The following is a 21,724-nucleotide window of genomic DNA, read 5'->3' as shown; positions in this document are numbered from 1 at the left end:
AAATAGACGCGGTAACAGGGGCAGGATCTGTGGCCATTCCTGCCCCGAGCGATCAGTGCTGCTGCAGAATTTTCAGGAAGTCCTGCTTATTCGATATCAAGGAGAGCGCTTTTGCGATGATCTCATCACTAAAGATCGAGGCAATATCTCTCAAAACATCAATATGTTCACTCTCTTTGGCGATAACGCCAATCGCAATAAACATTACGTTATTTCTGTCCCAGATCACGCCATCCGGAAACTGATAGATTTCGATGCCGGTTTTAACAATGATGTTGGTTGCTGATTTAGGCAGATGCGGTAGCGTAATGCCATTACCTAAAAAGGTGGAGACCTGACGCTCTCTTTCACCAAGAAAAGCCACGCAATCATCACTGACGTAACCTTTGGCCTTGAAATCAGCACCGATCATTGCCAGCACTTCCGCTTTGTTTTTCGCCTGGCACGACAGATGTAGATTATCTTGCGTAATATTATCGATCATAACCCGCTTTCCTTCGTCGCAGTGTTGATTTGTGCATCGTATTTATTGGTGGACAGCTCTTCTTCGAGTTGCTCGAGCGATTTATTTGATGTTTCGGGCAGAGCTGTTACTACAAAGATAATGGCCAGGTAGTTAATCGCGGCAAAAATCAGGAATACCGGCCCTAAACCAAGTTTGGCTTGTAACAATGGGAACAGGTAGCTGACGATGGCATTCATAACCCACATGAAAAATACCGAAATGCCCATTGACAGCCCGCGAAATCTGAGCGGGAACAGTTCAGCTAATACCACCCAGGTGATAAATCCGAGGGTGCCCTGCATTACACCAACAAACAGTGCGCCAAGCAGCCAGATGGCCGTCGCTTTGATATCGCCAACAAGGGTGTAGTCGACGCCGGCAATGATAAGGTGCAGCGTGGCCATGATAGCAAAACCATAAATAATAATGGTTTTACGCTTAAACCGGTCAACGAGAAATAGCACGCCAAATAACATTCCCCCCACGGAGAACACGCCATTAAGCACGTTGCAGATTAATGAGGTTCTCTCTGAGAATCCTGCGGTGCTCAGGATCTCTGTACCATAGTACATAATGACGTTGACCCCGGTAGTCTGCTGTATGGCAGACCACACCACGCCGATCAGCAGAAGTTTAAAAATCCATGGCGTATGAATGATGGTCACAAAGGCGTTTTGCGAAGTCAGCTTGTTGTCTTCCTCAGCCTTTATTAATGTTTTGATATCATTGAATTCCTTCACCGCACGTTCAAGGGGACGAATTTGTTTCAGTATTTCCAGCGCTTCTTCCTCGCGTTTTTTGCTGATTAACCAACGAGGGCTTTCCGGTGAACGCAACATGCCAACAAAGAGACAGATAGCCGGAATGGCCTGGACCATTAACATATATCGCCAGACATCAGGGAGATGCCCCCAGACGACGCCTATAATGGCGTTTATGGCAAAGGCGGCGAGTTGACCGACAACAATTGCGACTTCATTTAACCCGGTCAGTCTACCGCGCATCTCTGTTGGCGCGACTTCGGAGATAAATGTTGGGGCGGTTACCGAGGCGCCGCCAACAGCGTAACCAAGAATAAAGCGAGAAATAAGGAGCACGGTAATATCGGGCGCAAAGGCGGACATCAGCGCGCCGATGAAAAAAAACAGTGATAAAAAGAGTAAGTACTTTCTTCTGCCAAAGAAATCTGCGAATTTCCCTCCGAAAACGCTGCCTAATGCGGCACCGATCAGCAACACGCTCATTACCAGACCTTCAGTCGTCGGGGTTAATGCCATATATTGCTTCAGTGAGGAAAATGCACCATTAATGACGCCAGTGTCATAACCGAATAGAAGGCCACCAAATGTTGCCACTAAGGTTATTTGGTGTAGTCGCTTTCTCTGTTGTAGGTTCAGATTCATAATAAGAGACATTTTTATACCTTTTGTTTTGATTAACGGCGCGAGATAAAAATGCGTCATCCCAGTCACGTTGCGTATGACTGTTATGAAACGATTTTTTGTTCCTGGTGCTACTATTTAGCGCTTACGGCAAGACGCTAAATAAAACCGGTCAAAGAGGTTTTGTATTGATCAATAATAAATCATCAGTATGTGCGATGTTCTCCGGTGGGTTGGTGTTTACACTATCCCCGGCAGATTCCTGATACCAACAGATGTGGGGATAACAAAAAACCGTATCCGTTGTACCCATAACGCCTGCGCTCACTTTCTTCATCACATCCTCCGGGGGGTAAGGATTTCTGCTTCACCAGTAAGGTGTCCAGCGTGCATGTAATCAGGGATATTATTGCCACTATTAATGAAATGTAAATGCAAATAGATCACATTTTGAAAATTTCATTTCGATTTTGGCGCACAAAGAATATGTTATCTTTATCCTGCCAAAAGGGGGTTTTTTATAATTAATTGATATGCAAAGTGATTTTTTTCATTTCAGCCAACGCTAAAATTCCGCAATAGTTAAACGAAATGTTAAAATTATGATACGTGTCACATTTGAGAATGCACTCCATTATGAAATTTATATTCTATTGTTGTATTTATTTTAATTTTTGTTCGATTTTTGAGACATCCTGGAGAAGGGAGCGGTGAGGGAATGCGTCCATGCCAGCCTGTCATCAGGCGACGTTTTTTTCACGCCGTTTATGTGGTTATTCGCGTCATCCTTTTTAGTGTCTGAGTGTTGTCTGACCCGAATGCCCAGTCCATCATTATGCATGTTGTAAGTAACTCTGCGGGCCAGACTCTGAGGAGAATAAAATGTCCACCGTGTTACGCCTGGTATTGTCAGCTTAATCCGTTATTCCATCAGGCGTAAAGGGTATGACCAGCCTGGAGGGCGCAATATAAAACATCAGAGTGGACATGTAATATGTGGGGATAATTGGCTGGCGCTGCTTATGAATCGCCCTGAAGGGCGTTCACCACGCAAAGTGTTTGCCTGTGCGCCGCGAGCGCCGACGGCGCGCAGAAAACAGGCCATATGAATTAGAAGTATCTGGCGTTTTTTATCAGTAAATTGCAGAGAGCCGTAAATTCATCCTCTGGCATGCGTTGTTGCAAATTGCAAAGGAATTCCTGGTAAACATTCCATTCCAGCGCTAATTGCGCTTTTGCTTCAGTCGTCAGTTGCAAATGAATTATTCGCCGATCTTGCTGGCTTTTAAAACGGCAAATCATGTTACGTTGTTCCAGTTTACTGACCATGGCACTGGCCGAGGATGTTTTTACCGAAACTTTTTGTGCCAGTTCTTTTAAACTCAATGGCCCATCGCGCAGCGCATTAATATAGTAATATTCATTCCAGCTAATATTTCCTATCGGGGTTTGTTGATCATAACGACGCCAGAAGTCAAGTAACGACCGGCTTAGCCGTAACAACGCCTGCTCTGTTTTTATGAAGTCGATTGATTCCGGTGCATCAGGTTTTAATTCAGTCATTTTTTTCATCTTATTGCATGCTTCGTCATTTTATAAGGCCATTAGCAACAGATTAAAGTAATATCCATAATATATAGCGTTTTATCCTACCATGTGGGCGGTGGTACTCAAATTAAAAAATAAAAAAAGTCGCACAAAAAATAAATCCCATTCAGGAACGGGTAAGTTGTCGATGACAAGGCGTTGTGAGGACGCTCAGGCTATCTCCCTCATCGTTCAGATTACGGATGCCCTGGCGAGGGCGCCTGAACGCCGCTCGTCGTCACTGGGGAATCCACGCAAATCCTTTCAGCATACCGCCAGGATTATTTTATAAAATAATTCAATAAGATAAATGCAACTTTTCGACGTTGTCGATAATTATTCAGAGGGGACACAGCGTGACAGGGAAAAATAAACCGAGAGTCAAACTATGACGGTACGTAAAACTGAGATCGTCCGATCCACGAAGTAGGGGCGTGAAAATGCGGCCTGTTCTATCATTTTTACTATTAATAATAGTTAGACTAACTAACTTTTGATTAAAATCAAAATATTCCGAAAGGTAAGGGTGCTAAAAGTGGTCGGCCTACTGTTATCACGCGATGTTAACTTCAACGGTAGGTGTGTAACCAGCCACACAGTATCCATCTGTGAGCCTTTGGCGCTCTTGTCCATCAGCTTTAGTTTGCTCGTTATACGGAGTAAATAATATGTCCGAAACAGCCACTAAGAGATCGGATCCACGTTCTTTTCTGGATCGCTGGTTTTCCCTTAAAGAAAAAGGTACCTGTGTTAAAACCGAACTGATAGCCAGTTTCACAACGTTTCTAACGATGGTTTATGTGATTTTCGTGAACCCGCAAATTTTGTCACATGCCGGGATGAACGAGCAGGCGGTATTTGTCACAACCTGTATGATTACGGCTATTGGTTGCATTTTGATGGGGCTAATTGCGAAGTTACCGATAGCGCTTGCGCCGGGGATGGGGATCAACGCTTATTTCGCGTTTGTGCTCGCCGGAGGCATGGGGCTTTCATGGCAAACAGGAATGGCTATTATTTTTCTTGGCGCCAGCGGTTTTTTTCTTTTATCGCTATTTCGCGTTCGTTACTGGATGGTTGCCAATATACCTCTTTCACTACGTATTGGCATCGGTAGTGGCTGCGGATTACTCATTGCACTGATAGGCTTGCATAACGCCGGTATTATTGTTGCCAATCCGGATACAATGGTGACCATTGGCGATGTTAAATCTATTCCTTTCGCACTGAGCGCACTGGGTTTTCTCCTGATATGCATATTCGCATACCGTGGACTTCATGCCGCCATCCTTATCTCTTTCGTCGTAATCACTCTCATCGGTTGGTTGCTTGGTGATGTAACGTATCAGGGGATCGCCAGTTTACCGCCTGATATTTCCCCGGTTTTTGGCCAGCTTGATTTGGCTGGCGCGCTCGATATTTCGTTAGTGGGTATCATCATTTCAGTCATGCTTATCAACCTTTTTGAGTCATCCGGAACGCTAATTGCCGTTACCGATAAAGCGGGTCTGGCCGATCGGCAAGGGCGGTATCCAAATCAACAAAAATCACTCTATATCGACAGTGTCTGTTCCATGGGCGGGGCCTTTATGGGAACGTCCGCGGTCACCGCTTACATTGAAAGCGCGTCCGGTGTTGCCGTGGGGGGGCGAAGCGGGCTGATGGCCGTTGGTGTCGGGGTATTATTTTTGCTGGCAATGTTTTTTTCCCCGTTGGCAAAAATGGTACCGGCATATGCAACCGCCGGCGCACTCATTTACGTCGGGGTGTTAATGGTGGCGGAACTGGTGCGCGTGCAGTGGGAGGATCTTACTGAAGCCGTGCCGGCATTTGTTGCAACGGTGATGATGCCTTTTTCATTCACGATTACCGAGGGCATTGCGACGGGTTTTATTGCTTATGCGGCAATGAAGCTGGGAGCAGGCCGTTGGCGTGAAATCTCGTTATGTACTGCGATTATGACCGTGCTGTTCCTTGTCCGTTATGTCTTTCTGTAAATGGAGACGTTGTTATGATTAAAGAAAATTTAGCTGACTTGATTGACGCCGGCGCAGGTAAAATTCCGGCGGATATCGTAATCTGTGGCGGTTTGCTTGTGAATGTCACCTCATCAGAAATTTATCCTGCTGATGTGGCGATATATCGATCTCGTATTGTCGCAACTGGCGATGTCGGGGACTATATTGGGCCGAATACTCAGCGAATTGATGCCACAAATAAGTATCTGGTTCCCGGCCTGATCGATGGTCATTTACATATTGAGTGCAGCAAACTGTCAATGACCAGCTTTGCTAAAGCCGTTATTCCTCATGGCACGACCAGTATTGTATCCGGGCTGGATCAGTACCTGATTACCGCGGGGCTGGATGGTGTGCGCGAAGTGCTGAATGAAATCCAGCAGGGGCCTTTAAAGGTCTTCTGGGGGCTGCCGTACACAATGCCTTACACGCTGCCAAAGTCCAATGTCGGTTTTAACATTACCGGAGAAACGCACGCGGAAGTCCAAAAATGGCCAGAAGTGTATGGCGTCTGGGAAACGGTCTCTGAATTTGTTGAAAATCAGGATCCTGATGTTCTTAAGGCCATTGAACTGGCCGGTGAAAACCGGTTGCCTGTCTTTGGCTGCGCGCCGATGTGTCGCGGTAAGCGCCTGAATGCTATTCTGAGCGCAGGTCTGAGGCTGGACCACGAGAGTTACACACATGAAGAGGCGCTGGAAAAGATCCGAAAAGGGATGTACATGCTGATTCGCGAATCCTCGATCTCGCATTTTCTTCATGAAAACATGAAAGTGGTGACGCACCTGAATCCGCGTCTGGCGCGTCGTATCAGTTTCTGTACCGATGATGTGACGGCCTCTGACATTCTGGCGAATGGTCATATGGATAAACTGGTTCGAATGGCCATTGCCGCTGGGGTTGACCCCTTGACAGCAATACAGATGGGGTCGATTAACAGTGCTGAGGCGTATCGTATCGATCATCTGGTTGGTTCTATTTCTCCAGGACGTATTGCCGATATTCTGCTCGTCAATGATTTGCGATTGTTTGACATTGAGACCGTGATTGCTAAAGGCAAGCTGACGGTGGTTAACGGTAAGATGGTATGGGATTTGTCCCCGCCGAAACGCAGTGCAACGCTTTTGCAAAGCATAAAATTGCCGGCTGTTAGTGCGGAAGAGATGAAGCTGTATACCTCACTGCAAGCGGACAAGGTTAAAGCCCTTTCTATGGAAGTCGCGTTTGACGTGCCTTTTGTCCGGACGCGTCGGGATGTCATTCTGAATGTTGATGCTGGCGTTGTCTTACCCGATTTGCAGCAGGATGTTTTGTACGCCGCAGTTGTAGAACGTTTTGGTAAAACGCAGAACAGACCCATAGCGTTGGTATCCGGCTGGAAACTGAAAGCCGGTGCGATGGCGAGTTCGTGTGCGCCGGATGATAACAACGTGGTCTGCATCGGGACCAATTCTGACGATATGGCATTGGCTATCAACCACCTTGCAGAACAGGGGGGAGGTCAGGTCATTGTTCGCGACGGGCAAATACTGGGTTTCCTGCCCTTGCCGATCTGCGGCATCGTTTCAGATTTGGATCCGCAGGCAATGGCCGATGAAGAAGCCCGACTGCTGAATATCGCCCGCGAGTTAGGTTGCGATTTGCCCGATCCCATATTTTATATGTCCTGCCTGCAAATCACCTCTATTCCGGATTACGCCATGACTGATGTTGGCGCGATTGATTATGCAACACTGAAACCCTTTGATCCGATACTCGAGGCTGCCGAATAAGCTTGACACAATACTGCACCTTTCATCCGGTGCAGTATGACGCAATTATTCTTAAAGGGGATAATAAATGGGTAAGCAGAATGATTTAGCCGCATTGATTGATATGGCTGCGGGACGAGCGCCGGTAGATTTACTCATTATCAATTGTAAGATAGTCGATGTTTTTACCCAAAGCCTGTGCGATGGTCCGCTGGCGATTGGTATGGGCAAGATAATCGGCATTGGCGAATATCACGCCCGAAAAACACTGGATGCAAAAGGGGGGTATATTCTGCCAGGTCTGATAGACGGACATGTGCATATTGAGTCTTCGTCGTTGATCCCTTCACAGTTCGCCCGCTGTATCTTGCCTCATGGTACAACCACGATTATTGCTGATCCGCACGAGATCGCTAATGTCTGCGGATTAGAGGGTATCCGTTACATGCTGGATGCCTCACGAAACCTGCCTTTGAATGTCAGGATGATGTTGCCCTCCTGCGTTCCCGCCACGCCGTTTGAGGAATCCGGCGCTGAATTGTTGGCGCATGATCTGGAGATATTAATCACTGACCCCGGCGTTCACGGTCTGGGAGAAGTGATGGATTATCCGGGGGTAATTAATAATGCAGAAAAGGTCATCAATAAACTGACGATGGCGCAGCGCTATAATCGTGTTATTGATGGTCACAGCCCCGGAGTGAAAGGGCGGGAACTGACTGCCTATGCAATGGGTGGCGTGATGACGGACCATGAGTGCAGTTCACTGGAGGAAATGCAGGACAGGCTGCGTCTGGGCATGTATGTTCTGATTCGTGAAGGCTCTGCCTGCAAAGATCTGCTCTTGCTTGTACCCGGACTGACGCCGGCAAACGCCAGACGCTGCGTTTTGTGTACCGATGACAGAGAGCCGGCGGATATCCTGGCGACCGGACATATTAATAAAAGTTTGAGGCTGGCAGTAAAAGCGGGGGTTGATCCATTGCTGGCTGTCACATTAGCGACGTTGAATGCAGCCGAATGTTATCGACTGACAGGTAAGGGCGCTATTGCGCCGGGATACGATGCCGATTTACTGATCGTGGACAATCTGACGGAATTCGCCGCCCGACATGTGTTGATTGAGGGAGAGGAAATCGCGCAAAACGGTAAGCTGTTAGTTGAATTGCCGGATTATGTTGCCGAGACCGTCCTCAATACGGTGCGCCTGGCGCCGATTGGCATGGATGAGCTGACATTGCCTCTGACCAGTCAACAGGTGAGGGCGATTGGCGTCAAGCCCGGGAGCGTACTGACTGATTCACTAACGCTGACCGTGGTGCCGGATGACAACGGATGTTTCGATCCAAAACTCAATCCGGGCCTGAACAAGCTTGCCGTGATTGAGCGCCATCATGCATCAGGCAATATCGGTTTGGGTATACTGGCGAATTATGGCCTGAAAAACGGCGCTATCGCCACGACAGTCGCGCATGACTCACATAACCTGGTTGTAGTCGGCGATAATGATGCCGATATGCTGGCCGCGATTGAGGATATAAAAAAGATGGGCGGAGGGTTTACGTTGTGTCAGGCGGGAAAGGTTCTGGCGCACTTGCCGCTTCCTGTGGGCGGATTAATGTCTGAGAAAAGTGCGGTAGAGGTTGCCGCCCGGATGGAGCATATGCTCTGTCTGGCTAAGAAAACATTCGGCATCAATGAGGATATACAGCCACTTATGACGCTGGTTTTTATGACTCTGCCGGTTATTCCTGCCTTAAAACTGACGTCCACCGGGCTTTTTGACGTTACTCGTTTTGCCAGGGTTGAGGTTTGCTTGCCTGAGTAAACGCTGTTCATCATGTGGCTATTTAATAAACGGCCTGCAGGCCGTTTCCGATTGTTGACAAAGTACGCGCTTGCCGAATTGCCCGACAGCGCGTCGAGTATGCGATCTTTCCGCAAATGCATAATGGGATAACATTGTGATTTTCCCGACCGGGTAAGGCGTTACCCGCCGCCCGGCGGAAAGGTCTGCACATTCACTGTTACGTGAAATTTTCGTAATGGTGCGGTCCTAAGAGGAATATGAGACGAAATTTTGATGGATAAATTTTGCAAGTTCAATAATGGCAGGGTTTACGCTGCTTTTAAGATAAGCAACGCCATAAGAGAACGTTTCATTAATATTGAATGGCAGGCAAACAAGATCGTCTTCATTGGTATTACAAAATGCCGGAATAATTGCCACGCCCATATTGGACTTAATGTAAATTTCACCGGAGACGATTGAATCCGAGAAAATATACTGACTATCTGGTAACGTTGAAATCAGACGCTGCTGAACAACATTCCACTCTTTAGGACCATGATTAGAATCGAGAAGTATGATGGTTTCCTGACGAATATCCTCGAAATCGATCAGTGTTTTTGACGCCAACTTGCTGTTACGGTTAATCAGGCAGGTGATACCCTCATTCATTATCTCTTTATATATCACACCATCCGTATTTTCAATATCATCTTTTACCGTCATTATTATGTCACAGGCGCCTGAGAGTAATGCGTTTTTTCTTTCTTTATGATTTGTTTTTAATACCATTATTTGGACGTCGGCATTTAATGCCGTAAATCCGTTAATCATTCGCGATAGATTATCTACTTCAACATTATGTCCTTCATAACCAATTTTTATGACGCTGTGTTTTCCCCGGTTGATTAAAGATGCCTCATTAATCCCGATTTGTAAGCGCGAAAGGAACTCTTTGGCGTTATAGTAAAAATGCTTACCGGCTTTCGTTAATTCAACTTTATGGTTAGTTCTGACGAAAAGCTGAAAGCGTAACAGGCTTTCAAGTTTTTTGATTTGATGGGATATCGCGGGTTGCGTCAAATGCAGGATTTCGCCGGTTTGTGAAAAACTGAGGGTCTCGCACAGGATGACAAAACATCTTAATTGTATGATTTTCATAGCATTACACCGTAATAAAAATCTTTCATAGCCTATTAATTGTTTCCATTAAACACTTCAAAATCTATCAGGTAAAGTAAAAACAAGATTAATTCAAGTGGTGAGGATGGTATGAAATATCTTGTAACGGGTTGTGACGGGAAGCTTGGGGGTCGTATCGCCGAGAATATGTTGAGTAGAGTAAGCCCGCAAGAGCTGATATTTACTTGTCCAGACCCACAACGAATTCCGGCAGATAAAGTTGCTCAATGGGTTAAGAAAGGGGTTGAAATTCGTGCTGCCAATTATGACAACCCGGAACAGATGCTTAGCGCTTTTGCCGGTGCCGACCGGATGTTTATGATTTCAGGAATATTGATCGGAGAAAAACGCGTCAAACAACACTGTAATGTGATTGACTCAGCGTTAAGCGCCGGTGTTCAACATATCACATATTGCTCTTTTGTTGGTGCTTCCGATCCGCGTTATCAGCACGTCTATGTTACACCGGATCATACCGCAACCGAAGCTTATATTAAATTTCTGAGTAAGAAAAAAGAATTTAAATATAATATAATGCGCAATAATCTTTACATGGAAAACTATCTGACAACATCCGTGATGCTGGCGCTGATGTCAGGAAATAAATGGTATACTACCGCGGGCGAAGGCAAGGGAACATTTATCGCAAAAGATGACTGCGCAAAAGCCGCCACCGCACTGCTGCTGGGCGCGGGTGAAAATAATAAGGCTTATAATATTACCGGGCGTCAGTCGGTCTCGCAGCGCGATCTCTGCGCTATTGTCAGCAAGGCTTCTGGTATTAACATTGAATATTGCCCTGTTGGTAAGGATGAATTTTATAAATATCTTGATGAAATGGGAATCCCTCGCGATACCGATCAAGATTTCTCATTATCTCCAGTTCCGTGGTGTGGTAACGATATGGTAACTAATGAAGCCAGTATTGCTGAAGGGTTGATGGATATTCGCTCCGATGATTTTTATAAACTGACATCGTCATATCCGAAAACAGCGGAAGAAATCATCGGTAATTACAGTTACATATGGGAGAAAGGGATTACCAACTGGAAAGATATCGTCTGACCACACATTTTGCTTTCCTGTTACTTCCTCACGTCCAATGGGGGAAGGTTTGCCGGCGAATATTCATGCCGGCCTTTTTCCCCCTGGAGATTTTCTCCAGGACAGACTCTTTCATCTACAACAGTGGTGGTTTTCTATGCCTGTTATCCAGTCCGCCGGAAAAATTCTGGGTGTGATCTTTCCTGTTATCTTTTTAATGACTGCTTGCGATGGCGGTAATAAAAATTCCGCATCTCAGCAGGCTGTTCCCCAGGTGGATGTCTTTACACTTAAAACTCAGCCCGTGGTGATTTCGTCCCGTCTGCCGGGGCGGACGACCGCCGTCAGAACGGCGGAAGTCAGGCCTCAGGTTAGCGGTATTATTCTTCGGCGGATGTTTGAAGAAGGGACGGAAGTCAAAGCCGGGGAGCAGCTTTATCAGATAGATCCTGCAACGTATAAGGCAGCCTATGATAAAGCGAAAGCAACCCTGACGAGTGCTGACGCGCTGGAACGCCGGTATCGCGCGCTGGTTGCAACCAATGCTATCAGCAAACAGGATTATGATGATGCGGTATCCAGCGCTGCGCAGGCCAAAGCGGATCTTGAAACCGCGCAGATAAACCTGGATTACACGAAAGTCCGGGCTCCCATCTCCGGCAGGATCGACCGCTCGCTGGTAACCGAAGGCGCGCTGGTGACTAACGGGCAATCAGATTACCTGACCACCATAACTCAGCTTGATCCAATCTATGTTGATATTAGCGAATCGTCACGCAGCCTTCTGGAGCTAAGGGCAAGAATTAAGAGCGGGCAGATAAAAACCCTTAACGATCATGAAGCGTATGTCCGTTTAGTGCTGGAGGATGGTTCGGCTTATCCGCTCGATGGTCGCCTGGATTTTTCTGAAGTGCGGGTTGATGAAAGTACCGGTTCTGTCATCTTACGGGCTACCTTTCCCAATCCGGACAGGATGCTATTGCCAGGCATGTTTGTGCATGCCGTCCTGCAGCAAGGGATCCGCGAAGAAAGTACGCTGGTTCCCCAGGAGTCGGTCGGACATGATACGAAAGGCGATCCCTACGTTTATATTGTCGGTCCGAACAATATTGTCGAATTACGTCACATAAAAACGGAGGGGACACTGGGCGATAAATGGATCGTTTCCTCAGGTGTTCGTCCCGGTGAGCGGGTAGTGACAGCGGGTATTCAGATGATAAAGCAAGGAACAAAAGTCATTCCGACTGAAATGACGCCGCGTCAGGATAATACCGCAAGTAAAACATTGTCTATGACCGATCCTTCGGCTCAATAAATGAGAAAATGTGATGTCTAAATTCTTTATTGAACGCCCAATATTTGCGTGGGTAATTGCAATCATTATTATGATTGCAGGCGCTCTTGCTATTAAGAATCTCCCTGTCAATCAGTATCCGAATATTGCGCCACCGGCCATCTCTGTTTCCGTCACATATCCGGGGGCAAATGCTGACACCACGCAAAAAACGGTAGTCCAGGTGATCGAGCAGGAGCTCAGTGGTATTGATAATCTTCGTTATATTGAATCACAAAGTAACAGTGACGGCAGTGCAACAATTATTGTGACCTTTAATCAGGGAACGAATCCAGATATTGCCCAGGTTCAGGTACAGAATAAAGTGTCACTGGCCGAATCTCAGTTACCGGATGAAGTGGTCGATCAGGGTATTGATGTCGCCAAATACCAGATGAACTATATGCTGGTTGTCGGACTCTATTCTGATGATGGAAAACTGACCGATGGCGATCTCGGTGATATTCTGGTCTCGAAATTACAGGACCCGATTTCCCGTACTAACGGCGTCGGCGACTTTCTGGTGATGGGGTCGGAATATGGTATGCGTATATGGCTGGACCCGGCCAAACTCTATAAATATTCACTTGTTCCGAGCGATGTTTCTACCGCGATCAAGGAACAAAACGTCCAGGTTTCATCTGGTAAGCTGGGAGGATTACCCACCGTTGCCAATGCCAAATTCAGCGCAACGATTATCGGGAAAACGCGCCTGACGACAGTCAAGCAGTTTGAGAATATCCTGCTCAAAGTGAACACGGACGGTTCACAGGTTCGCCTGAAAGATGTGGCGAAAGTCGCACTTGGACCTAAAACATACAGCATTTCAGGTACCTATGATGGTAAGCCGTCTGCAGGGATAGCCCTGCGTCTGGCCAGCGGCGCGAACGTACTGGATACGGTCAGGGCGGTGAAGGCAACGATCGACGGTATCAAATCCTCCTTACCGGCGGGCGTTCATGTTGTTTTCCCATATGATACGTCTCCGGTGGTTAGCGCATCCATTCATGAAGTGGTGAAAACCCTCTGCGAGGCTATTGTTCTGGTCTTCCTGGTGATGCTGCTTTTCTTGCAAAACCTGCGGGCAACAATCATTACCACCCTTGTGGTGCCGGTTGTTTTGCTTGGCGCATTTGGCGTGCTCTATGCTTTCGGTTATTCCATTAACATCCTGACCATGTTTGGTATGGTGCTCGCCATAGGGTTACTGGTGGATGACGCTATCGTGGTGGTGGAAAACGTTGAGCGTGTCATGCATGAGGATGGACTGCCACCAAAAGAAGCCACGATTAAATCAATGGAGCAGGTTCAGGGCGCGCTGTTCGGTATCGCAATGGTGTTATCCGCCGTGCTTTTACCCATGGCGTTCTTCAGTGGTTCAACAGGGATAATTTATCGGCAATTCTCCGTCGCCATTGTCTCCGCCATGATCCTTTCGGTACTTGTGGCGCTGATTTTTACGCCGGCACTCTGCGCAACAATGCTGAAACCGGTAAATCCGGAAACGAAAACCCGGGGATTTTCTGGCTTCTTCAACAAAATGTTTGACCGGGGGACGCTGCGATATACCCATGGCGTTGAAAAGGTCTTAAACAAACGCGCACTGTTCATGGCCTTCTATCTCGCACTTGTGGCGGCAACGGGATACCTATTTACCCGGGTACCCACGACGTTTTTACCCGATGAAGATCAGGCTCTGATGATGCTGCAGATCACATTACCCTCGAATGCCTCTGCCGAAAGGACCCAGCAGGTGATTGATGAGGTCGAGCATTATCTGCTGACTCAGGAGAAAGACGTTGTGGATTCGATTTTTGCGGCGAATGGCTTCAGTTTTGCCGGACGTGGACAAAATACGGCAAACGCATTCGTCCGTCTAAAAGACTGGAGCTTACGTAAAAAAGACTCGCAGAGCCTGCAGGCGCTGGCCAACAGGACCATGGCGCATTTTGCGTCCATGAAGGAGGGGGTGGCGATTGCGCTCATTCCGCCTGCGGTAATGGAACTGGGGAACTCGACCGGGTTCGATTTCTACCTCCAGGATCTGAACGGTAAAGGTCATGATGCCCTGATGAAAACCATGCAGGAGTTTATCAGTCTCGCGCAGAAGGATAAGCGTCTGACAATGGTTCGGCATAACGGTATGGCTGATGAGCCTCAATATAAACTGATTATTGATGATGAACGCGCAAGAGCACTGGGCGTCAGTATTGAAGATATTAATGACACATTATCCGCGGCCTGGGGCTCAAGCTATGTAAACCAGTTTATGTATGAAGGACGTGTTAAACAGGTGTATATCCAGGGCAATGCCGGTTCGCGTGTTGTTCCGGAAGATCTGGATAAATGGTATGTCAGAAATTCATCCGGAACAATGGTGCCGTTTTCAGCGTTTGGTTCAGGTAAATGGGTATTCGATTCTCCGCGCTTTGAACGGTTCAATGGTATTTCAGCTGTGAATATTATGGGCTCACCAGCAGCGGGATACAGTAGCGGTGATGCGGTTAAAGCCGTGCAGGAAATATTCAAAAAATTGCCCGGAGGATACAAAATAATGTGGCATGGCCTGTCTTATGAAGAGCAACTGGCCGGTTCACAGACAGTCTCCTTATATCTCTTCTCGGTGTTAATCGTGTTCCTCTGCCTGGCGGCATTGTATGAAAGCTGGTCGATTCCATTTTCAGTGTTACTGGTTGTTCCGCTAGGGGTAATGGGGACAATTATTGGCGTGCTGGTAAGGGGGCTCGAAAACGATGTGTTCTTCCAGGTTGGCCTGTTAACGACGGTCGGGCTGGCGGCGAAAAACGCCATCTTGATCGTCGAGTTTGCGAAAGATATTCATGAGAAAGAGGGGAAAGATATTGTGTACGCGGCGCGTGAAGCGGCCCGCTTGCGTTTGCGGCCAATTATCATGACATCAATGGCGTTTGTGCTGGGGGTATTTCCGCTCACGATCTCGCACGGGGCAGGTGCGGCCAGTCAGCACTCTATCGGTACCGCGGTGGTGGGCGGTATGTTGTCGGCAACATTCCTGGCGATTTATTTTGTCCCACTTTTTTATGTCATTGTGGTCCGTTTTTTCAGCCGTTTTAATTCGCAAAAGTAGCGGGGATATCATGAAAATCAAACCATCGTTTGCCCCTTCGCTGCTGGCCTGGAGTCTGATTCTTTTGTCTGGCTGTTCATTACAGCCGGCATATCATCGTCCGGCGATGCCTGTTCCGGCGCAGTGGCAGGAAGGACAGCAATCCGGGGATGCGGATTCGTCAACAGACTGGAAAAAATTCTACCGCGATCGGCGGCTGGTGAATTTAATTCAGCTGGCGCTTGAAAATAACCGCGATCTGCGGGTTGCCGCGTTGAACGTCGAAAGCGCGCAGGCCCAGTTCAGAATTGAACGCTCCGCGCTGTTTCCGACGATTGAAGCCAATATGAATAAAACGTCGGAGCGTGTGCCGGCGAACCTTTATTCCACAAGAAGCACGGGGGCGGCAACCTATCAGCAATATGAACTGTCGGCCGGAATAACCAGCTGGGAGCTGGATTTCTTTGGCCGGATACGCAGTCTCCGCGATAATGCGCTGGAAACGTATCTGGCGACGGCAGCCACAGAACAGGCAACGCGGATTAGCCTGATAGCCAGCGTCGCCACCGGATATATGTCTCTGGCGGCTGATCATGATCTGCTTCGCCTCGCGACAGAGACTGCCGATAGCCAGAAAAACACCTGGCTGTTAACACAGAGGAAGTATCTTGGCGGCAATGGTGTCGTTTCAGAACAGGATGTTATGCAGGCAGAAATGTCAGTCAGATCGGCTGAAGCGGATGTTGAAAAATACACCCGTCAGCTGAAACAGGATGAAAATGCCCTGAGTCTGCTGCTCGGCGTTCCCTTGCCGGCATCGGTTAAGCAAAACATGACGCTGGAGAATTACGTTGGCTTCCCTTCCGTGAAAGCGGGTATGCCTTCTGATTTATTGACCCGAAGGCCGGACATTATTGCGGCAGAGCATACTCTTAAAGCCGCAAATGCCAATATTGGCGCCGCAAGGGCGGCATTCTTTCCCAGCATCAGCCTGACAGCATCGGGGGGCTCGTTGTCTGACAGTCTTGGCCATTTGCTGGAAGGTGGAACGGCGGGCTGGAGTTTCCTGCCAGAAATTAATATCCCGATATTTACGGGTGGGAAAAACGAGGCCAATCTTGATGTGGCCAAACTGGAAAAACGTATCGAAATTGCGAATTATGAAAAGTCAATACAACAGGCTTTTGAGGAGGTATCGGATGCGCTCGCCGGGAAAGAAACCTACAGCAAGGAAGTGGCGGCACGAATAAAGGATTTAGATGCCAACAAACGTTATTATGGCCTTGCATTGCAACGCTATCAGGCCGGCGTCGACAGCCATCTTAATGTGCTGGTGGCGCAACGGGAACTTTATTCATCGGAAGAAGATGTGATTTCTGTAAAACTGGCCAGTCTGCAGCAAGATATTACTTTATATAAAGTACTCGGCGGCGGCTGGTAAATATCATCGCCCCCGGCCCATACCCGCTATTGGCTGAGGGGCTGTTGCAGAAAACAAGAAGAATGAAAAAACTGACATTAATTAATTTATGGTATGTCTATGGCAGCGAGAGAAGTAATAATCGGTATGCTTGTATGGATCGAGGAAAATATTCGTGAGGATATTCAACTGCGGGATATAGAGACTCGCTCCGGCTATACCCGATGGTATTTTAATCGGGTTTTCTGTCAAGTGATGGATATCAATGTTGCCGAATACATTCGACGCAGGCGGCTGACGCTGGCTTTCGCTGAACTCAAAATTACGTCGCGCACGGTTTCAGAGATAGCGATTGGTCTTGGGTTCGGGACGGTACAAAGCTTCTGTCGGGCGTTTCGCTTGCAGTACGGATGTACTCCTCTACAGGCAAGGCGGGATCCGGTTACCGACTTCAGAAAGCAGCTTCCCGGGCCGGAGTCAAACGATAGGTTTTGTCTGGACAAGATTATTTATACGGAATTGAAAATACGCAGCTTAAAAATATCCATGTCAGACGAAAATGCCATTATTAACCATTCAGGGCATTATATCCAGTCAAAAGTAACGAGATTTCAGAAGCGTCTGCAGGCTGATGTGGACAGTCTCGGGTTTGCTATTGAGATAAATTCGTTGGCTTCTGAGCGACGAGGAACTCAGTATATTCATCCGGTGGAGGCGCTACGTCCTGACAGTAGAGAGGGGCAAGAGAGAATAAATTACAAAGTGCTGGATGAGGGACGATATGCGGTATTATATATGCGCGTCAGCGCTGAGGTGATACACAGGGTAACTGAATACCTGTACACCCACTATTTGCCCGCATGTCCATTGATTAAAAGAGACGGTCTCGATTTTATGCAGATCAGGGGGCAGGTGCGAGGAAGTCCTGACATGCGTAAAGTCATATATTTTATGCCCATTGATTATACCGATAATTAAGCGTAGCGAGATGATTCCTGATAATGTGTAACGGCCACTGTATTAAGGACAGTCACGCAGTTGCTCATTAAACCACACAACGCAGTGCTGGCCTATATTGACTGCCCGGAGCGGATTGACTTTTCGTTATGGGTAATCACCTCTGCATGCTGATAAGCGGCGGGATGCAATTTTAACTGCCGGGGACGCGACCGGCATGGGCCTTCCGTCTGCTACAGGAAAAGCGTCCCCGTCCCTCTTCCCTGGAAGCATAGCGCGTCGATAATGCTCTTATCCCTTTGCGTTCACTGGCCCTTTCTCCGCCGGGCGATCCGCATCCGGACTGGCCTCCTCGATGACCTCTGTAGGAACAGGCGGAGAATTTCTGACGACACGGCACGCTAATTTTGCCGTGAATGCTGCTGAGTTCCGTTGTCCGTCAGTTTACCGGGACAGGCAAAATGAAAGATAAACAGCCATTTGAGCGAAATTTTCTGTTCGTTAACATGCTAATGTTAGCTATTCAATGACACGTTTACTTCATTTTTCATATTTATATTATTATGTTACTGATTCGTTCTATTATTTACTTTTTCCTTGCTGTGATACTTGCAAGCACTGTCGTTTTAGGTTTGTGGCTTGATGTCTGTTGGCTACAGGACAAGCTCGGTGAAGTCTCGGTGACAGAAATACTTCAGGAATCGATACTGGCAGTGATCGTGTTTATCCATTTCAAATTAGTGAAAGATTCCGCGCACATGCGCGAGTGCCATCTCCTGATTGGTGGTTTTTTCCTTGCGATGCTTATTCGTGAACTGGATGGTTTGTTTGATTTAATTTCTCACGGTAGCTGGGTATGGTTTGCGCTGAGCACCTCTGTGGCGATTATTGCGTATACCGCGAGGAATTACCGTCAGGCACTCGATGATCTCGCTCGTTACCCACTGATGCCTTACTATGGAATGATGATCTCCGGGCTACTGTGTATACTGGTTTTTTCACGATTATTTGGTATGCACTTATTGTGGGAGACAGTGCTCAGAGAGCAATATGTTCGGGTAGTTAAAAATATGGTGGAAGAGGGGGCAGAATCGTTTGGCTATGTGCTATGCCTGACGTCGAGCATTGGCTATTATTTCTACCAGCGTAAAGCAGAGCACAATTCGTATAACGAACGTCCGACAGAATAAGTTCGCAGAGCGAGTGTAAAATATTGCCATGCGCAGAGATATGCTCACTGTAGAATGCGCTGGCTTATTTGAAAGCGCTGCGTCTTGTCGATGAGTTGCCTGAATATTCCACTTTAATCCTTACCGTCAGTTCGTGCTACCAGCAGCTGCGGCTGGTGGTTTGCACGACATTCAGCCGGGTAAGTTTGCGGGCGTACCCTCCGCCTGTATCAGCAGGATCGGCCAGAGAATCACCTTAGTGCCAGCAAATTGAACCACCAATGAGGCGCTAATATAATATTATTAGCATGTGAGCGGAGGCCATGTGCCATTGCGCTGTGTTCGAGAATCATGATTGACTGAGCGCCGTTTCGTGAATGACAGCGTCATTGTCCGTGATGCCGAAAGAGGTTTCCTGGTGGCGATGTGCTGAGTAATGATTAATAAAATATTTCTGTTTTTATTGTAATAAATATATTGTACATATTTTGTAATAGTACAATATTTCCATCATGCAAAAGGTTGTATATGTATTGGCTGTGTTACCTGACCCATTCAGGTGCCTCATCCTTATTGGCTGCCGCTGCGCGGCGTTCTAATTTGTTCCCGACAATCTGTGAGTTGTTTTATTCTGCAGGTTGCATTAATTAAAATATAAATATAAATATAAATATAAATATAAATATAAATATAAATATAATTCCCTGGGCTTTATCTTTTAATTGTATGAATAACTGTTGTCTCTTTTATTTATAGTGTGGTATTTTTGTGTTTTTTTATGCTAAATGATTTAAATGGTGAGGATCGCTGACAGTATATATTATGCATTCAAAAACATCCCTGTTCTTCAGGTTTCAATAAGGAGATATTCTATTACCTCTGTTTTTGTTAAAATGTATCACCACAGCGTTGATAATGATTGGTTGAGAGCAATTGTATGCTTTTGGGACTTAATTTATCACCTTCATTTATTTGTATTCGACATTGAATTCCAGCATCATAACACTTTTTATACCATTCAGCGATCTGCAATGCATCGCCTTCTAGTTTGACAGGTTTTCCATTTGACCGCCATAACTGTAAACAGGTTGTTTTATTCAGTCGTATAACATAAGCACAACGGTATACGGAATAACATTTATCATTAATTTCGATCTCAGTTTCGTTAATATCAGTGGTCACTATAGACGCGGGTAAAACGTGGCATTCCTGCGTACGCGCTTTTGCCTGTTCTTCACGTTTTTCTTGCTCAAGTAAGGGGTATGCAGTTGCTTTGCCTGTCTCTGTCAGTTCGACAGCAAGTTGTAAATTCCTGGCCCTTAATGTGCAAACAAATCCGGCTTCCTCGAGTTTTCTACAGGCGGCTCTTAAGTTCGAACCGTATACGGGCTTTTCTCCTCCTTGTTCAAGTACGCGTTCAATATCCTTAGTTGCGACTGGCATATGCTTACGTTGATCTAAAGCGGCAAGCACAATGAGAATGTTTTTCTGTAACGCAGACATTCTGCGTGCAGATTTACTAATATCGGGCATGATATGTTATACCTTTCACCAGTGTTATTTACGGTTGTACGTGACGAAAGTTATCCGACTGAAATAAATTTATTGCACCATGTATCACGATAATAACCGTAATTCTGAATTGAATGCCTTTTTACCATCTGATGGTGTAGAAATTGGGTTTATTTTGTGATAATGATATTGGATTGCTATCATCCGATAATGACAGGAATGAATAGTGACGTTTATTTTATTCATATCTTGATTGTTTTGCTGTTCTGTGTGTAAATCATATGCAGATTGATTTATTTACGGGAATCGTTAATCATCCGTCTTACCTTCTTCTGCTTTGAAATGTTTTTTTGATTCTTCGTCTGTCTCTGATGTATGACATAAAAGATGCTATTGAAATGATTAAAAGTACAATAGCGAGCCCAAGGAAAAATAGGTTTCCCATTTCATACCTCATACGTGTGTCGTTAATGTCAGAGCGAGTGCTGGCTGGCATGAACTAATATATAATAAGATTAAGAAAAATCCTATTGTCGTAAAATGAAAATATGAAATAAATTTCGCTGGTGAGGATATGAACTGTATTGATAAGTAATTGCAATGAATGGATAACGCGCTTTTTGTTAATCAGTCATTGTGACCGCTTATTTTGCTGAATAATCATTTTTCTCTCAATTCATTCAATGAATTTTTAAGGCGTCGTCGTTATTCACTTATTAAGTGAGGTATGTCGGCATAACGTGTCGGTGGTGATTATTATGGCTATTGGTATTTATGGGGGGAATTAGTTTTAATTTTTCTCGGGGAGCGAATCATGACATTACGAATTAATGTGGCGATTGTAATATAAACCTGTGCAAGCCAGTGAGTCATCCTGGTTTACATATTCCCGAACATTAATTCGTTCCTGCTGCATTCATTTTGTGCGGGGAAGAGAAGGGGTTTGCATCAGAAGTGCTATGTCCGGGCGTTTGCCCCCGGCGGGCGAAT

At 46.4% G+C, this 21,724-nt stretch carries 15 protein-coding genes and 1 pseudogene; 9 read left to right on the top strand and 7 right to left on the bottom strand.

All coding sequences use genetic code 11. The features are described 5' to 3' along the window. Nucleotides 1–52 precede the first annotated feature (52 nt). The 4 genes and pseudogenes from ABK821_RS10920 to ABK821_RS10905 form a co-directional block, all read right to left on the bottom strand. Nucleotides 53–484 (bottom strand): PTS sugar transporter subunit IIA, encoded by a 432-nt coding sequence (locus ABK821_RS10920; protein WP_138360309.1) that lies wholly within the window; start codon nucleotides 482–484, stop codon nucleotides 53–55. Further along, a pseudogene (locus ABK821_RS10915) lies at nucleotides 474–1,920 on the bottom strand (sugar porter family MFS transporter). The gene ABK821_RS10920 and the pseudogene ABK821_RS10915 overlap by 11 nt, the downstream one beginning before the upstream one ends. 139 nt (nucleotides 1,921–2,059) lie before the next feature. After that, a complete protein-coding gene (locus ABK821_RS10910; protein ID WP_343178674.1) occupies nucleotides 2,060–2,224 on the bottom strand; it encodes a hypothetical protein in 165 nt (54 codons plus the stop codon). A 773-nt stretch (nucleotides 2,225–2,997) separates the two neighbouring features. Beyond that, nucleotides 2,998–3,450, bottom strand: coding sequence for a MarR family winged helix-turn-helix transcriptional regulator (locus ABK821_RS10905; RefSeq protein WP_171034842.1), 453 nt, complete (start codon nucleotides 3,448–3,450; stop codon nucleotides 2,998–3,000). 692 nt (nucleotides 3,451–4,142) lie between these two features. Between ABK821_RS10905 and ABK821_RS10900 the strand changes: the two genes are divergently transcribed. From ABK821_RS10900 to ade, 3 genes are all read left to right on the top strand, one after another. Continuing rightward, nucleotides 4,143–5,471: an NCS2 family permease gene (locus tag ABK821_RS10900; RefSeq protein WP_138360398.1), complete on the top strand. Its 1,329-nt coding sequence runs from the start codon at nucleotides 4,143–4,145 to the stop codon at nucleotides 5,469–5,471. Nucleotides 5,472–5,485: 14 nt separating this feature from the next. Further along, the gene (locus tag ABK821_RS10895; protein ID WP_138360311.1) at nucleotides 5,486–7,264 is read left to right on the top strand and encodes an adenine deaminase; all 1,779 of its coding nucleotides are present in this window, start codon (nucleotides 5,486–5,488) and stop codon (nucleotides 7,262–7,264) included. 67 nt (nucleotides 7,265–7,331) lie between these two features. Next, nucleotides 7,332–9,071: an adenine deaminase gene (gene ade / locus ABK821_RS10890; protein WP_138360312.1), complete on the top strand. Its 1,740-nt coding sequence runs from the start codon at nucleotides 7,332–7,334 to the stop codon at nucleotides 9,069–9,071. A 228-nt stretch (nucleotides 9,072–9,299) separates the two neighbouring features. Here ade and ABK821_RS10885 read toward each other — a convergent pair whose 3' ends face one another. After that, nucleotides 9,300–10,193, bottom strand: a complete 894-nt coding sequence (locus tag ABK821_RS10885) for a LysR family transcriptional regulator (protein ID WP_142501447.1) — start codon at nucleotides 10,191–10,193, stop codon at nucleotides 9,300–9,302. 111 nt (nucleotides 10,194–10,304) lie between these two features. Between ABK821_RS10885 and ABK821_RS10880 the strand changes: the two genes are divergently transcribed. From ABK821_RS10880 to ABK821_RS10855, 6 genes are all read left to right on the top strand, one after another. After that, a complete protein-coding gene (locus ABK821_RS10880; protein ID WP_138360314.1) occupies nucleotides 10,305–11,279 on the top strand; it encodes an NmrA family NAD(P)-binding protein in 975 nt (324 codons plus the stop codon). Nucleotides 11,280–11,415: 136 nt separating this feature from the next. After that, nucleotides 11,416–12,573, top strand: a complete 1,158-nt coding sequence (locus ABK821_RS10875) for an efflux RND transporter periplasmic adaptor subunit (protein WP_142501445.1) — start codon at nucleotides 11,416–11,418, stop codon at nucleotides 12,571–12,573. Between the two features lie 13 nt (nucleotides 12,574–12,586). Next, a complete protein-coding gene (locus tag ABK821_RS10870) occupies nucleotides 12,587–15,697 on the top strand; it encodes an efflux RND transporter permease subunit (protein ID WP_142501444.1) in 3,111 nt (1,036 codons plus the stop codon). 10 nt (nucleotides 15,698–15,707) lie between these two features. Then, on the top strand, nucleotides 15,708–17,117 hold the full coding sequence (locus ABK821_RS10865) for an efflux transporter outer membrane subunit (RefSeq protein ID WP_138360317.1): 1,410 nt from the start codon (nucleotides 15,708–15,710) through the stop codon (nucleotides 17,115–17,117). A 99-nt stretch (nucleotides 17,118–17,216) separates the two neighbouring features. After that, nucleotides 17,217–18,074, top strand: coding sequence for a helix-turn-helix domain-containing protein (locus ABK821_RS10860; protein WP_185929215.1), 858 nt, complete (start codon nucleotides 17,217–17,219; stop codon nucleotides 18,072–18,074). 542 nt (nucleotides 18,075–18,616) lie between these two features. Further along, a complete protein-coding gene (locus ABK821_RS10855) occupies nucleotides 18,617–19,243 on the top strand; it encodes a transporter (RefSeq protein WP_138360319.1) in 627 nt (208 codons plus the stop codon). 867 nt (nucleotides 19,244–20,110) lie between these two features. On the opposite strand, the gene ABK821_RS10850 is transcribed toward ABK821_RS10855, so the two are convergent. Both ABK821_RS10850 and ABK821_RS10845 read right to left on the bottom strand, forming a co-directional pair. Next, entirely contained in the window at nucleotides 20,111–20,755 is a 645-nt protein-coding gene (locus ABK821_RS10850) for a hypothetical protein (protein ID WP_138360320.1), read from the bottom strand. A gap of 301 nt (nucleotides 20,756–21,056) precedes the next feature. Beyond that, a complete protein-coding gene (locus tag ABK821_RS10845; RefSeq protein ID WP_138360399.1) occupies nucleotides 21,057–21,179 on the bottom strand; it encodes a small membrane protein in 123 nt (40 codons plus the stop codon). Nucleotides 21,180–21,724: the final 545 nt, after the last annotated feature.

It is taken from the genome of Klebsiella sp. KE9456 (assembly GCF_043832615.1).
Classification (GTDB): domain Bacteria; phylum Pseudomonadota; class Gammaproteobacteria; order Enterobacterales; family Enterobacteriaceae; genus Klebsiella; species Klebsiella indica.
Note: the sequence above shows the minus strand (reverse complement) of the source record. Positions and strands in the feature narration are given on the sequence as shown.